This window comes from Pseudomonas sp. NFACC13-1, from assembly GCF_900104425.1.
Lineage (GTDB): Bacteria > Pseudomonadota > Gammaproteobacteria > Pseudomonadales > Pseudomonadaceae > Aquipseudomonas > Aquipseudomonas fluorescens_AA.
The window spans coordinates 295,963-309,767 of sequence record NZ_FMXV01000006.1; the positions used below are offsets into that span (position 1 = coordinate 295,963).

Annotated in this window: 12 protein-coding genes; 4 read left to right on the forward strand and 8 right to left on the reverse strand. The window is 61.2% G+C overall.

The genetic code is table 11. The features are described from left to right. Nucleotides 1-36: 36 nt before the first annotated feature. The 8 genes from BLQ55_RS11215 to ffh all read right to left on the reverse strand — a co-directional run bounded on the left by BLQ55_RS11215 (nucleotide 37) and on the right by ffh (nucleotide 7,106). Nucleotides 37-1,341 carry a homoserine dehydrogenase gene (locus BLQ55_RS11215; RefSeq protein ID WP_092202307.1) on the reverse strand — a complete coding sequence of 435 codons (1,305 nt, stop codon included), beginning with the start codon at nucleotides 1,339-1,341 and terminating at the stop codon, nucleotides 37-39. Nucleotides 1,342-1,473: 132 nt separating this feature from the next. Continuing rightward, nucleotides 1,474-2,205 (reverse strand): DsbC family protein, encoded by a 732-nt coding sequence (locus tag BLQ55_RS11220; RefSeq protein ID WP_092202309.1) that lies wholly within the window; start codon nucleotides 2,203-2,205, stop codon nucleotides 1,474-1,476. A gap of 299 nt (nucleotides 2,206-2,504) precedes the next feature. Then, nucleotides 2,505-3,401 (reverse strand): site-specific tyrosine recombinase XerD, encoded by an 897-nt coding sequence (gene xerD, locus BLQ55_RS11225; protein ID WP_092202311.1) that lies wholly within the window; start codon nucleotides 3,399-3,401, stop codon nucleotides 2,505-2,507. A gap of 132 nt (nucleotides 3,402-3,533) precedes the next feature. Continuing rightward, nucleotides 3,534-3,884 (reverse strand): 50S ribosomal protein L19, encoded by a 351-nt coding sequence (gene rplS, locus BLQ55_RS11230; protein ID WP_003175895.1) that lies wholly within the window; start codon nucleotides 3,882-3,884, stop codon nucleotides 3,534-3,536. Between the two features lie 45 nt (nucleotides 3,885-3,929). Continuing rightward, on the reverse strand, nucleotides 3,930-4,703 hold the full coding sequence (trmD, locus tag BLQ55_RS11235; RefSeq protein ID WP_170845966.1) for a tRNA (guanosine(37)-N1)-methyltransferase TrmD: 774 nt from the start codon (nucleotides 4,701-4,703) through the stop codon (nucleotides 3,930-3,932). Next, entirely contained in the window at nucleotides 4,685-5,221 is a 537-nt protein-coding gene (rimM, locus tag BLQ55_RS11240) for a ribosome maturation factor RimM (RefSeq protein ID WP_092202313.1), read from the reverse strand. The genes trmD and rimM overlap by 19 nt, the downstream gene beginning before the upstream one ends. 5 nt (nucleotides 5,222-5,226) lie before the next feature. Continuing rightward, nucleotides 5,227-5,478 carry a 30S ribosomal protein S16 gene (gene rpsP / locus BLQ55_RS11245; protein ID WP_003198088.1) on the reverse strand — a complete coding sequence of 84 codons (252 nt, stop codon included), beginning with the start codon at nucleotides 5,476-5,478 and terminating at the stop codon, nucleotides 5,227-5,229. Between the two features lie 251 nt (nucleotides 5,479-5,729). Beyond that, the gene (ffh, locus tag BLQ55_RS11250) at nucleotides 5,730-7,106 is read right to left on the reverse strand and encodes a signal recognition particle protein (protein WP_060739058.1); all 1,377 of its coding nucleotides are present in this window, start codon (nucleotides 7,104-7,106) and stop codon (nucleotides 5,730-5,732) included. Nucleotides 7,107-7,301: 195 nt separating this feature from the next. On the opposite strand from ffh, the gene BLQ55_RS11255 reads away from it, so the two are divergent. From BLQ55_RS11255 to lon, 4 genes are all read left to right on the forward strand, one after another. After that, nucleotides 7,302-8,114 (forward strand): cytochrome C assembly family protein, encoded by an 813-nt coding sequence (locus tag BLQ55_RS11255; RefSeq protein ID WP_092202315.1) that lies wholly within the window; start codon nucleotides 7,302-7,304, stop codon nucleotides 8,112-8,114. Between the two features lie 12 nt (nucleotides 8,115-8,126). Then, a complete protein-coding gene (locus BLQ55_RS11260) occupies nucleotides 8,127-9,368 on the forward strand; it encodes an HlyC/CorC family transporter (RefSeq protein WP_092253844.1) in 1,242 nt (413 codons plus the stop codon). A gap of 434 nt (nucleotides 9,369-9,802) precedes the next feature. Next, nucleotides 9,803-11,116, forward strand: a complete 1,314-nt coding sequence (locus BLQ55_RS11270; protein WP_092202319.1) for an MFS transporter — start codon at nucleotides 9,803-9,805, stop codon at nucleotides 11,114-11,116. Nucleotides 11,117-11,329: 213 nt separating this feature from the next. Continuing rightward, entirely contained in the window at nucleotides 11,330-13,744 is a 2,415-nt protein-coding gene (lon, locus tag BLQ55_RS11275; protein ID WP_092165735.1) for an endopeptidase La, read from the forward strand. The last annotated feature ends 61 nt before the right edge of the window (nucleotides 13,745-13,805 follow it).

Genomic DNA, 13,805 nt, shown 5'->3' on the forward strand with positions numbered 1-13,805 from the left:
CCACTTGCGGCTTGCAGCTTATAACTTGCCGCTAAATTAATTCAAATGTTCGACGCGGATACGGACCACCGGCCCAACGACCCCCTGGAGCGCTTCCAGCGCCGCAATCGCGTCGTTGATGTTCTGCTCGACCACCCGGTGGGTCAGCAGGATCATCGGCACCAGGCCGTCGTGTTCCTCGACTTCCTTCTGCATGATCGACTCAATGTTGATGCCGCGCTCCGAGAGGATACTCGCCACTTGGGCCAGCACGCCCGGATGGTCCTTGGCCTGGATGCGCAGGTAGTAGGAGCTTTCGCACGCTTCGATCGGAAGAATCGGGTGCGCCGACAGCGAATCCGGCTGGAAGGCCAGGTGCGGCACACGGTTTTCCGGGTCCGAGGTCATGGCGCGAACCACGTCCACCAGATCGGCCACCACCGACGAAGCGGTCGGTTCCATGCCCGCGCCAGCGCCGTAGAACAACGTCGAGCCAGAAGCATCGCCGTTGACCATCACCGCGTTCATCACGCCGTTGACGTTGGCGATCAGGCGGTCGGCCGGGATCAGGGTCGGGTGCACGCGCAGCTCGATGCCGCTGGCGGTGCTGCGCGCCACGCCCAGGTGCTTGATGCGGTAGCCCAAGGCTTCGGCGTAGTTCACGTCAGCGGTGGTCAGCTTGGTGATGCCTTCGGTGTAGGCCTTGTCGAACTGCAATGGAATGCCGAACGCAATGGACGCCAGGATCGTCAGCTTGTGCGCCGCATCGATGCCTTCCACGTCGAACGTCGGATCGGCCTCGGCGTAACCCAGGGCCTGGGCTTCGGCGAGCACGTCTTCGAAGGTGCGCCCTTTCTCGCGCATCTCGGTGAGGATGAAGTTACCGGTGCCGTTGATGATCCCCGCGACCCAGTTGATGCGGTTGGCCGACAGGCCTTCGCGGATCGCCTTGATCACCGGGATACCACCGGCCACGGCGGCTTCGAATGCCACGATCACGCCTTTCTCGCGGGCCTTGGCGAAAATCTCATTACCGTGAACAGCGATAAGCGCCTTGTTCGCGGTGACCACATGCTTGCCATTCTCGATGGCCTTGAGTACCAGCTCGCGGGCAACGGTATAGCCGCCCAACAGCTCTATGACGATGTCGATCTCAGGGTTCGTGGCCACTTCGAAGACATCGTTGGTAATCGCAATACCGGTCGTCTGGAACTGAGGCTTTGGCGTGCGCATGGCAATTTGTGCCACTTCGATCCCACGCCCGGCACGACGAGAAATTTCCTCGGCGTTGCGCTGAAGTACGTTGAAGGTGCCGCCACCGACGGTACCTAACCCACAGATGCCTACTTTGACCGGATTCACTCTTGACTCCCCATGAAACGGCCGACGCAAGGTCGGCCGTGAAATACAGCCGCGCAGCAACGCGGCTCTGTGTTTAACGGCCCGACGAATGTGTTCGCCGAGCCGTGATCTTCAAAAGCGGACCGCCCATGTTCATTTCGCGCCCAAGGCCAGTTTGGCCACTTGTGGCGCCGGCTGGTAGCCCGGAATTACCTGACCATCGGCCAAAACAATCGCCGGCGTACCGTTCACGCCTATTGACTGTCCAAGCGCAAACTGCTTGGAAACAGGATTCTCGCACTTGGCGGCCTTGATTTCCTTGCCGTCGACCATCTTGTCCATGGCCGCTTTCTTGTCCTTGGAGCACCAGACCGCCTGCAACTGCTCATCGCCCGGCGAGCCCAGGCCCTGGCGCGGGAACGCCACATAGCGCACTTCGATACCGCGCTTGTTCAGCTCCGGCACTTCGGCGTGCAGCTTGTGGCAATACGGACAGGTGGTGTCGGTGAACACGGTGATGTGGGACTTGGTTTCGCCGATCGCCGGGTAAACCACGGTTTCAGCGACCGGAATGCCGTTGATCAATTTGGAAATGCCCTGGCGCTCGGTCATCTCGGTGAGATTGACCGGTTTGCCGTCCTTGAGCTCGAACAGGTTGCCCTGGACGATGTACTGGCCGTCGGCGCTGGCGTACAGCACGCGGCTGCCCTTGAGCTTGACCTCATACAGGCCGGCCATGGGGCTGGCCGAGATGGCTTCGATCGGCACTTCGAGCTGGAGGTTTTCCAGGCTTTTGCGGATAGCCTTGTCAGCCGCGTCGTCGGCGACGGCGAAAGTACTGGCCAACGCAATGGCGGCGGCGGTGAACATCTGGATCAAACGCATGGGGACTCCTGAGGCGAACAAATGAGACGGGAAACGCCGACCCGCAGATTCGGGTTCCAACCGCCCACTGTGCAAACCGGCAAAGCCTACCACATAAGGCTGGCGTGGCCGAATGCCGCTGACGCACGACGTTTTGTAAGCACACACAGGATTGACATCGGCTGACACGCCGTCATCGCGAGCGAGCTCGCTCCCACAGGGATTTGTGGTGGACACGCCATTGCGGTCCGGCACCGCTCCAAAATGTGGGAGCGAGCTTGCTCGCGATGGCGTCAGCATTGACAACATCGCGGCAGATGTCAGCCACGAGGGTGGTGTTTGGCATGCAAGTCCTGCAACCGCGCCCGGGCGACGTGGGTGTAGATCTGGGTGGTGGACAGGTCGCTATGGCCGAGCAGCATCTGCACCACCCGCAAGTCGGCACCGTGATTGAGCAGGTGTGTGGCGAAGGCATGGCGCAAGGTGTGGGGCGAAAGGGATTTATTGATCCCGGCCACCTTGGCCTGGTGCTTGATGCGGTGCCAGAACGTCTGGCGAGTCATCTGCTCGCCGCGCAGGCTGGGGAACAGCACATCGCTGGGGCGCCCTCCCAGCAATTCATGACGGGCATCGCGCATGTAACGCTCGACCCAGACAATCGCTTCCTCGCCCATCGGCACCAGGCGCTCCTTGCTGCCCTTGCCCATCACCCGCAGCACGCCCTGGCGCAGGTTGACCTGCTCCAGCGTCAAGCTGATCAACTCGGTGACGCGCAAGCCACAGGCATACAGGACTTCCAGCATGGCCCGGTCGCGCTGACCGATGGCCTCGCTGAGATCGGGTGCCGCCAGCAGCGCTTCCACATCGGCTTCCGACAGGGACTTGGGCAGCGGACGCCCCAGTTGCGGCATTTCCACACGCAAGGTCGGGTCTACCGCGATCAGCTTTTCCCGCAGCAAATAGCGATAAAACCCACGCAGACCGGAGAGAAACCGCGCGGTCGAGCGGGGTTTGTAGTTCTGCTCCAGGCGCCACGCCAAGTGATCGAGGATCAACTCCCGGCCGGCATTGACCAGTTCCAGGTGATTTTCCTGCAACCAGCCGTTGAACAACGCCAGGTCGCTGCGGTAGGCATCGCGGGTGTTATCGGACAGGCCCTTCTCCAGCCACAGGGCGTCGAGAAACTGGTCTATCAGCGGATGATCGATGGCTGGCATAAGAACTCTTGAAGGATGTGGGCACACACGGCATCGAAATGGAAAATGAAGCTATGCAGGGTGCTCAAAGCGCAAATCGCAGGCAACAAAAAAGCAGCCCGCAGGCTGCTTTTTTTGCATCGGAAGCTGGACTTAAGCCAGTTTTTCCTTGATGCGAGCTGCTTTACCCGACAGGTCACGCAGGTAGTACAGCTTGGCTTTACGTACGTCACCGCGACGCTTGACAGCCATGCTGTCGATTTGCGGGCTGTAGGTCTGGAAAGTACGCTCTACGCCAACACCGTTGGAGATTTTACGAACGGTGAATGCACTGTTCACGCCACGGTTACGCTTGGCGATAACGACGCCTTCGAACGCTTGCAGACGGGAACGGTCGCCTTCCTTCACTTTCACCTGAACGACAATGGTGTCGCCTGGGGCAAAGGTAGGGATTTCTTTGGTCATCTGCTCTGCTTCGAGTGCAAGGATGATTTTGTTAGTCATGCTGTGCTCCTAAGGCGAGTCGTCGGACTCACCATCGATACGTTGTTAACTATCGTCCCGCTCGCGGATGTATTCCTCGAGCAGCTTCTTCTCTTCTCCAGAAAGCGAGCGGCTTTCCAGAAGATCGGCGCGTCGTTCGTAGGTCCGACCAAGGGACTGCTGCAAACGCCAACGCCGGATGTGCGCGTGGTTGCCACTTAGCAACACGTCGGGAACACGCTGATCCGCATACACCTCCGGTCGGGTGTAGTGCGGGCAATCCAGCAGACCATCCGTAAAGGAATCTTCCTCAGCGGAATCCGCATGCCCTAAAGCTCCAGGCAGCAGTCGTGTAACCGCATCGATCAGGACCATCGCCGGCAGCTCGCCGCCAGACAGTACATAGTCGCCAATCGACCACTCTTCATCGACATGAGCTTCAATGAAACGCTCGTCAATGCCTTCATAACGGCCGGCAATCAGGATCAATGCATCCGAATTCGCCAACTCGCGTACCGCCGACTGAGTCAGCTGGCGGCCTTGGGGCGACAGGTAGATCACCTTCGCACCCTCCCCGGCTGCCGTCCTGGCCTGAACCAGCGCATCTTCCAGGGGCTTGATCTTCATCACCATGCCCGGACCACCGCCAAACGGGCGATCGTCCACAGTGTGATGCCGATCCGTGGTGTAGTCCCGCGGATTCCAACAGGTGAGCTGCAACAGCTCCTGTTTCACCGCGCGGCTGGTTATGCCGTACTCGCTGATGGCGGAAAACATCTCGGGAAACAATGTAATGACTTCAACGCGCAAATTAGCCACGTTTAGAAATCCGCATCCCATTCCACCCTCATCTCGCCTGCGGCAAGGTCGACGGCCAACACGCATTGCTCGGTATAGGGCAACAGGCGTTCGCGATCATCCAGGCTGCCGACGCAAGGCTTGACCACCATGACATCGTTCGAACCGGTCTCGAGCAGGTGATCGATTTTCCCGAGCAATTGCCCGAGGTGGTCGATGACCTTCAGACCCACCAGCTGGTACCAGTAGTACTCGCCGTCGGTCAGTTCAGGGAACAGGTTGCGCGGCACGCAGATCTCATAACCGGCCAGAAGACGAGCTTCTTCACGATCATCGAGACCCTTGAGCTTCGCGACCAGGAACTTGTCGTTCCCGCGTCCGCTGACCAGCTCCACCTGTTTCACGCTACCTTCGCGCTTGAGCGTCCAGGTTTTGTAGTCCAACAGGTTCTTGATCGGATCAGTAAAGGAATACACCTTCACTTCGCCGCGAACGCCATGTACTGAATAGATCTTGCCGACAACGATCAAATCATCAGCATCTTTTGGCGTCGCGTTCATATTGCTCAGGCCGCAGCCTTAGCCGATTCCTTCAACAACTGAGCAACGCGCTCAGAAGGTTGTGCACCAACGCTCAGCCAGTAGGCTACGCGCTCTTGGTTCACGGACAGACGAACTTCCTGACCACGGGCAACAGGGTTGAAGAAACCAACCTGCTCCTTGTGGGAACCGTCACGCGGGTTGCGGCTGTCGGTTACGGTCAGGTGGTAAAACGGGCGCTTTTTGGAGCCGCCAAGGGCAAGACGGATTGTTAGCATGTGAACATCGTTCCTGTAGTCGGTGCTGCAAATCTAAATGCACAGCGGGCATAGGTGCCCGAAAGGCCGCATATTCTAAGGAATATCCGGACTTTTGCAAATGTCTTTTTCCGGCGCCATGCGCCATGCGATCAAGATTTGCCATAGAGCCGTCATGAAAAACGGCAGGTCAGCTCCCGCATAGCACGGGTTTGCTGGAGATCCCCGCATCCGTGCGGGGCAACGTCGGCATGACAGCCGGCGCAGATTCTTTACATTTTCGGCATGCCGCCGCCGGGCAACATACCGCCCATGCCGCGCATCATCTTGGCCATCCCGCCCTTGGCGGAGAATTTCTTCATCATCTTCTGCATCTGCTTGTGTTGCTTGATCAAGCGACCGATGTCCTGCACCTGGGTGCCGGAACCCATGGCGATGCGGCGCTTGCGCGAACCGCTGATCAGCTCAGGGTCGCGGCGCTCGGCCGGGGTCATGGAGTTGATGATGGCTTCCATCTGCTTGAACTGCTTTTCAGCCGCGCCCTGGGCATTGCCCATCTGCGCCAGGTTCACGCCACCGATGTTCGGCAGTTTGTCCATGAGCCCGCCAAGGCCGCCCATGTTCTTCATTTGTTGCAGCTGGTCGCGGAAGTCTTCGAGGTCGAAGCCCTTGCCCTTCTTCAGCTTCTTGGCCAGTTTGTCGGCCTTGTCCTTGTCGAGGGTCTGCTCGGCCTGCTCGATCAGGCTGAGCACGTCGCCCATGCCCAGGATGCGCGAGGCGATACGCTCGGGGTGGAACGGCTCGAGCGCTTCGCTCTTCTCGCCCATGCCGATGAACTTGATCGGTTTGCCCGTGATGGCCCGTACCGACAGCGCGGCACCGCCACGGGCGTCACCGTCGACCTTGGTCAGGATCACGCCGGTCAGCGGCAGCGCATCACCGAACGCCTTGGCGGTGTTGGCCGCGTCCTGGCCGGTCATGGCGTCGACCACGAACAGGGTTTCCACCGGGTTGATCGCGGCATGCAGCGCCTTGATCTCACCCATCATCTCTTCATCGATATGCAGGCGACCGGCGGTATCGACGATGACCACGTCGATGAACTTGAGCTTCGCTTCCTTAATAGCCGCCTGGGCGATGTCCACCGGCTTCTGGCTCAGGTCGGACGGGAAAAACGTCACGCCGATGTCGTTGGCCAGGGTTTCCAGCTGCTTGATCGCCGCCGGACGGTAGATGTCCGCCGACACCACCATCACCGACTTCTTCTTGCGCTCTTTAAGGAAACGCGCCAGCTTGCCGGCTGTCGTGGTCTTGCCCGCGCCCTGCAGACCGGCCATCAGCACCACCGCTGGCGGTACGGCGGCGAGGTTCAGGTCTTCGTTGGCGGCGCCCATCAGGCTTTCGAGCTCGGCCTGGACGATCTTCACGAACGCCTGGCCCGGCGTCAGGCTGCGCGACACTTCGGTGCCGACGGCGCGTTCCTTGACCGAATTGACGAAGTCCTTGACCACCGGCAGGGCGACGTCGGCTTCGAGCAACGCCATGCGCACTTCGCGCAGGGTGTCTTTGATGTTGTCTTCGGTCAGCTTCGCCTTGCCGGTGACATGGCGCAGCGTCTGCGAGAGACGGTCGGTTAGGTTTTCAAACATGCGCGATCCTTTCAGGCCCAGATGAGACCGGGATAATGGCGGCCCAGACCGTGAAAAATGTGCTCGGCGAGCCTGCGGCGTGGGCAGGTCGCGGATTATAGCGAAGAAGCGTGCGGCGTACACCTGCTGTGGTCTTTCGTGTGAAGGGGGTTCTATGCCAAACTCAGCGCCTTTCGGGCTTGCCTAACAGGATTTATGCTCCCCTTGTCACCCAGCTTGCTTGCCACCCTCGCCGCCGCTTGCCTTTATGCCGCTGCGACCTTCTATCAAGGCACCCGCCTGGCCACCGGTGCCAAGGCGAACAAACGCCTGCTGGTCACGCTTGGCGTGCTGGCGGTGCTCGGCCACGCGGCCAGCCTTTATACCCACCTGATGACGCCGATCGGCCTGGGCCTGGATTTCTTCAACGCCGCCAGCCTGATCGCCGTCGCCGTGATCGCCCTGACGTTGCTGGCCTGCTCGCGCATCCCGGTGGAAAACCTGCTGGTGCTGCTGTTCCCACTGGGGCTGGCCACGGTGTTGCTGGCGCAGTTCGCGCCGTCGGGCACCGTGCAGATCATCGACGAAGAGCCGGGCATCCTCGCCCACATCCTGTTGTCGATCCTCGCCTACGGCCTGTTCACCATCGCCGTGTTCCAGGCCCTGTTGCTGCTGGTGCAGGATCACCAGCTCAAGAACAAGCACCCCTCCGGGCTGATCCGCAACTTCCCGCCGCTGCAAACCATGGAAAGCCTGTTGTTCGGTTTCCTCTGGGCCGGCTGGAGCCTGCTGTCGCTGTCATTGATCTCCGGCTGGTTGTTCGTCGAGAACCTGTTCGCCCAGCACCTGGTGCACAAGACCCTGCTGGCCTGCCTGGCGTGGGTGGTCTTCAGCGTGCTGCTGTGGGGCCGCAACCGCCTCGGCTGGCGTGGGCACAAAGCGATTCGCTGGACCCTGGCCGGTTTCTGCCTGCTGATGCTGGCGTACTTCGGCAGCAAGCTGGTCCGTGAATACATCCTGCATATCTGACGGACGGCCCTGATGGATACGTTGCCCGTAGCGCCGTTGTTCGCCGTGCTGGTGGTGCTGATCCTCTGGTCGGCCCTGTTCACCGCCATCGAAGCCGCCCAGCAATATCTGCTGGCCCAGCGCACGGCTTCGCGCGCCAGTGACAAACCACTGGCGACACTGACCTTCCCGCTGCCCAGCCTGATCCTGTGCAACACCCTCTGCCGCGCCCTGGCCGTGGTCATCGGCACCTTGCTGGCGATTTTTATCTGGCTGGAAAACGGCCCCTGGGTCGCCTGGCTCGGCACCAGCGCCGCCCTGCTGGTGTTCGCCGATTACCTGCCGCGCACCCTGGCCAGCCGCCAGCCCGACGCGGTGCTGGCACTGGGTAATACCCTGCTGGGCATACCGTTGAAGATCCTCTATCCATTTGCCTGGCTGTTGAATGGCGCCAGCCAGTTGTTGCTGCGTCCATTTGCCCGCAAGCCCGGCATGGTGCAGCAGAGCGACGACGAAATGCCCGCGCCACCGCGCAGCGAGCAGGAGTCAGAGCAGGGCAGCGGCCGGCTGCATCCGATTTCCGGCATCCACGCCCTGGACAACATCACCGTCAACGATATCCTCGTGCCCCGCAGCGAGGTCGATGGGATCAACCTCGACGACCCCATCGGCGAGATCATCGAACAGTTGCGCCTGAACCGACGGACACGCCTGCCGGTGTTCCACAGCGATATCAACCAGGTCGAAGCGGTGCTCAACACCCGACAGATCCGCCACCTGCTGGCGGACGCGAGCCTGACCAAGGAAGCGCTGCTGGCCGCCTCCCATGAACCCTACTTCGTGCCCGAAAGCACCCCCTTGCAGCTGCAACTGCTGAATTTCCACAAGCAGCAGCGGCGCCTGGGCATGGTGGTGGACGAATACGGCGAAGTACTGGGCATCGTCACCCTGGAAGACATCCTCGAAGAAATCGTCGGCGAATTCGAGAGCCAGCACAGCCTCGACAACCCCCACGTCCATCCCCAGCCCGATGGCCGCCTGATGATCGATGGCGCGGCGTCGATCCGCGAATTGAACAGGACCCTGGGCTGGCATCTGCCTTGCGACGGTCCCAAGACCCTCAACGGGCTGGTGACCGAAGCCCTGGAAACCATCCCCGAAAGCCCGGTCTGTCTGAAAATCGGGCGTTATCGGTTGGAAATCATCGAGACCGTGGACAACCGCGTCAGCCAGGTGCTGGCGTGGCATAACAGTTCGGTGCCCACGGCGCTCTAAACCCCTTTGTGGCGAGGGAGCTTGCTCCCGCTAGGTTGCGTGTAGGAGCTGCCGAAGGCTGCGATCTTTTGATCTTTCACTTGAGACTCAAGTGTTTGGGGAAAGATCGCAGCCTCGTTGCACTCGACAGCTCCTACATAGCTCCTACGTGCGCCAGCTCCCTCGCCACGGGTTCCGCGCAAGCGCCACTAATGTGTGCGAACTCTCTTGTTGATTCGTTAGCCCCCTTCCTATACTCAACCCGCTTACCCAGCCCCGCCCGAACCCCGTGCCTACCCCGCACCCGACCGGTTCCGGCCAGACCATCGGCAAAATCCGCATCAGCCCTGGGACTGTTCCTACCCGAAACAGCGACGGGATACCCGCCCACATCCCTGGGTGTTCAACCATAATAATTCGCTCCAACGGAGCACATGACTGTCAGGGATAACCGCATGACGACTGCTACCTGCAACGAGGCTGTGCCTGCCCAGCCGACCAACTCGGCCACTCGCGTGGCGACCGCGAGTTTCATCGGCACCGCCATCGAGTTCTACGACTTCTACGTCTATGCCACGGCGGCTGCCCTGGTGATCGGGCCGGTGTTCTTCCCACAAACCTCAGGCACGGCACAGATGCTGTCGTCCTTCCTGACGTTCGGCATCGCCTTCCTCGCCCGTCCGCTGGGTTCTGCGCTGTTCGGCCATTTCGGCGACCGGATCGGGCGCAAGTCGACGCTGGTGGCCTCCCTGCTGCTGATGGGCGTGTGCACCACGCTCATTGGCGTGCTGCCCGGCTACGCCAGCATTGGCGCCTGGGCGCCGATCCTGCTGTGCCTGCTGCGTTTCGGCCAGGGCCTGGGGTTGGGGGGTGAATGGGGCGGAGCGGCACTGCTGGCCACCGAGAACGCCCCCAAGGGCAAGCGCGCCTGGTTCGGCATGTTTCCCCAACTGGGGCCCTCCATCGGCTTCCTGGCGGCCAACGGGCTGTTCCTGACCCTGGCCATGAGCCTGGATGACGAGCAGTTCCGCGCCTGGGGCTGGCGGATTCCGTTCCTGCTCAGTGCCGTGCTGGTGATCGTCGGCCTCTATGTGCGGCTCAAGCTCCATGAAACCCCGGTGTTCGCCAATGCCATGGCCCGCCAGGAGCGGGTCAAGGTGCCATTGGTCGAGCTGTTCAGCCAATACTGGGCACCGACCTTGCTGGGCGCCGCGGCGATGGTGGTGTGTTACGCGCTGTTCTACATCTCGACGGTGTTTTCCCTGAGCTACGGCGTGTCCACCCTGGGCTACAGCCGCGAGACATTCCTGGGCCTGCTGTGCTTTGCCGTACTGTTCATGGCCGCCGCTACGCCGTTGTCCGCCTGGGCCAGCGACCGCTACGGGCGCAAACCGATCTTGATCATCGGTGGCCTGCTGGCGATTGCCTCGGGTTTCCTCATGGAACCGTTGCTGACCCACGGCTCGACCGGCGGCGTGGCGCTGTTCCTGTGCATCGAGCTGTTCCTGATGGGCGTGACCTTCGCCCCCATGGGCGCCTTGCTGCCGGAACTGTTCCCGACCCACGTGCGCTATACCGGCGCCTCGGCGGCCTACAACCTGGGCGGTATCGTCGGTGCCTCGGCCGCACCGTTCTTCGCCCAGAAACTGGTGGCGATGGGCGGCCTGAGTTATGTCGGAGGCTATGTTTCAGCGGCCGCGCTGCTCAGCGTCATCGCCGTGCTGTGCCTGAAGGAAACGCGCCACAACGACTTGAACCGGGTCGCCTGACGCGCCTCCCGTAGGAGCTGCCGCAGGCTGCGATCTTTTGGTCTTTCACTTGAGACTCAAGCAAGCGTCAGAGGAAAGATCGCAGCCTCGCTTCGCTCGGCAGTTCCTACGGGGTAAAACCGGCCAATGAAATAACCGTTAACAATCGCCCACCATTGAAACCACCCCCCACCTGCCCCATCTAAGACCCATACCCCATTGCGCAGGTGCCCCATGAGCGACCAGCACTCTACTGAAGCCACTAACGACTACGCTGATTCCGAACACATCGAACACACGTCCTCCGGCACCGGCCTGGCGCTGCCCGGCCAGAACCTGCCGGACAAGGTCTACATCATCCCCATTCACAATCGCCCCTTCTTCCCGGCCCAGGTGTTGCCGGTCATCGTCAACGAAGAACCGTGGGCCGAGACCCTGGAACTGGTGGCCAAGTCCGATCACCACTCCCTGGCCCTGTTCTTCATGGACACGCCCCAGGAAGACCCGCGCCATTTCGATACTTCGAAACTGCCGCTGTACGGCACGCTGGTGAAGGTCCATCACGCCAGCCGGGAAGGCGGCAAGCTGCAATTCGTCGCCCAAGGCCTGACCCGCGTGCGCATCCGCACCTGGCTCAAGCACCATCGCCCACCGTACCTGGTGGAAGTCGAATACCCGCACCAGCCGAGCGAGCCAACCGACGAGGTCAAGGCTTACGGCATGGCGCTGATCAACGCGATCAAGGAACTACTGCCCCTCAATCCGCTGTACAGCGAAGAGCTGAAGAACTACCTCAACCGCTTCAGCCCCAACGACCCTTCGCCGCTGACCGACTTCGCCGCCGCGCTCACCTCCGCCACCGGCAATGAGCTGCAGGAAGTGCTCGACTGCGTGCCCATGCTCAAGCGCATGGAAAAAGTGCTGCCGATGCTGCGCAAGGAAGTCGAAGTGGCGCGGTTGCAGAAAGAGATTTCCGCCGAGGTCAACAACAAGATCGGCGAACACCAGCGCCAGTTCTTCCTCAAGGAGCAGCTCAAGGTCATCCAGCAGGAACTGGGGCTGACCAAGGATGACCGCAGCGCCGACATCGAACAATTCGAGCAGCGGCTGGAAGGCAAAGTGCTGTCGGCCCAGGCGCAGAAGCGTATCGAAGAGGAGATGAACAAACTCTCGATCCTGGAAACCGGCTCGCCGGAATACGCCGTCACGCGCAATTACCTGGATTGGGCGACCTCGGTGCCGTGGGGCGTGTATGGCCAGGACAAACTCGACCTCAAGCATGCACGCAAGGTGCTCGACCAGCACCACGCCGGCCTGGACGACATCAAGGACCGCATCCTCGAATTCCTCGCCGTCGGCGCCTACAAAGGTGAGATCAGCGGCTCCATCGTGCTGCTGGTGGGCCCGCCGGGCGTGGGCAAGACCAGCGTCGGCAAGTCCATCGCCGAATCCCTGGGCCGGCCTTTCTACCGCTTCAGCGTCGGCGGCATGCGCGATGAAGCCGAGATCAAGGGCCATCGACGCACCTACATCGGTGCCCAGCCGGGCAAGCTGGTGCAGGCGCTCAAGGATGTCGAAGTGATGAACCCGGTGATCATGCTCGACGAAATCGACAAGATGGGCCAGAGCTACCAGGGCGACCCGGCCTCGGCCTTGCTGGAGACCCTCGACCCGGAACAGAACGTCGAATTCCTCGACCACTACCTGGACCTGCGCCTGGACCTGTCGAAAGTGCTCTTCGTGTGCACCGCCAACACCCTGGACTCGATTCCTGGCCCGCTGCTGGACCGGATGGAAGTGATCCGCCTGTCGGGCTACATCACCGAAGAAAAAGTCGCCATCGCCAAGCGCCACCTGTGGCCCAAGCAACTGGCCAAGGCCGGTGTGTCCAAGGGTAGCCTGAGCATCAACGACAGCGCCCTCAAGGCCCTGATCGACGGTTACGCCCGTGAGGCCGGGGTGCGACAGCTGGAGAAACAGCTGGGCAAACTGGTGCGCAAGGCGGTGATGAAGCTGATCGACGACCCGAAAGCGGTGATCAAGCTCGGGCCGAAGGACCTTGAGGCCTCCCTGGGCAAACCGGTGTTCCGCAACGAGCAGGTGTTGTCCGGCATCGGCGTGATTACCGGCCTGGCCTGGACCAGCATGGGCGGCGCGACCTTGCCGATCGAAGCGACGCGCATCCACACCCTCAATCGCGGCTTCAAGCTGACCGGGCAACTGGGAGAGGTGATGAAGGAGTCGGCGGAGATCGCCCACAGCTACGTCAGTTCGCACCTGAAGCAATTCGGCGGCGATCCGAAGTTCTTTGACGAGGCCTTCGTTCACCTGCACGTACCGGAAGGCGCCACACCCAAGGACGGCCCGAGCGCCGGCGTGACCATGGCCAGTGCCTTGCTGTCCCTGGCCCGCAACCAGCCGCCGAAAAAAGGCGTGGCCATGACCGGCGAACTGACCCTCACCGGGCACGTCTTGCCGATTGGCGGCGTACGCGAGAAGGTCATCGCGGCGCGCCGGCAGAAAATCAACGAACTGATCCTGCCGGAAGCCAACCGGGGCAACTTCGAAGAATTGCCGGACTACCTCAAGGAAGGGGTGACGGTGCACTTTGCCAAGCGGTTTGCGGATGTGGCGAAGGTGTTGTTCTGAGGGTTTTGTAGCGGCTGTGCCGGCCTGATCGCGAGCAAGCTCGCTCCCACAGGGTTTGGTG

Excerpts from the sequence above, each read along its gene's own strand:
- rplS (WP_003175895.1), bottom strand. The coding sequence starts at position 3,884 with ATGACTAACAAAATCATCCTTGCACTCGAAGCAGAGCAGATGACCAAA.
- BLQ55_RS11255 (WP_092202315.1), top strand. The coding sequence starts at position 7,302 with ATGCTCCCCTTGTCACCCAGCTTGCTTGCCACCCTCGCCGCCGCTTGC.
- BLQ55_RS11220 (WP_092202309.1), bottom strand. The coding sequence starts at position 2,205 with ATGCGTTTGATCCAGATGTTCACCGCCGCCGCCATTGCGTTGGCCAGT.
- ffh (WP_060739058.1), bottom strand. The coding sequence starts at position 7,106 with ATGTTTGAAAACCTAACCGACCGTCTCTCGCAGACGCTGCGCCATGTC.
- rpsP (WP_003198088.1), bottom strand. The coding sequence starts at position 5,478 with ATGCTAACAATCCGTCTTGCCCTTGGCGGCTCCAAAAAGCGCCCGTTT.
- rimM (WP_092202313.1), bottom strand. The coding sequence starts at position 5,221 with ATGAACGCGACGCCAAAAGATGCTGATGATTTGATCGTTGTCGGCAAG.
- lon (WP_092165735.1), top strand. The coding sequence starts at position 11,330 with ATGAGCGACCAGCACTCTACTGAAGCCACTAACGACTACGCTGATTCC.
- BLQ55_RS11260 (WP_092253844.1), top strand. The coding sequence starts at position 8,127 with ATGGATACGTTGCCCGTAGCGCCGTTGTTCGCCGTGCTGGTGGTGCTG.
- trmD (WP_170845966.1), bottom strand. The coding sequence starts at position 4,703 with ATGGGATGCGGATTTCTAAACGTGGCTAATTTGCGCGTTGAAGTCATT.
- xerD (WP_092202311.1), bottom strand. The coding sequence starts at position 3,401 with ATGCCAGCCATCGATCATCCGCTGATAGACCAGTTTCTCGACGCCCTG.
- BLQ55_RS11270 (WP_092202319.1), top strand. The coding sequence starts at position 9,803 with ATGACGACTGCTACCTGCAACGAGGCTGTGCCTGCCCAGCCGACCAAC.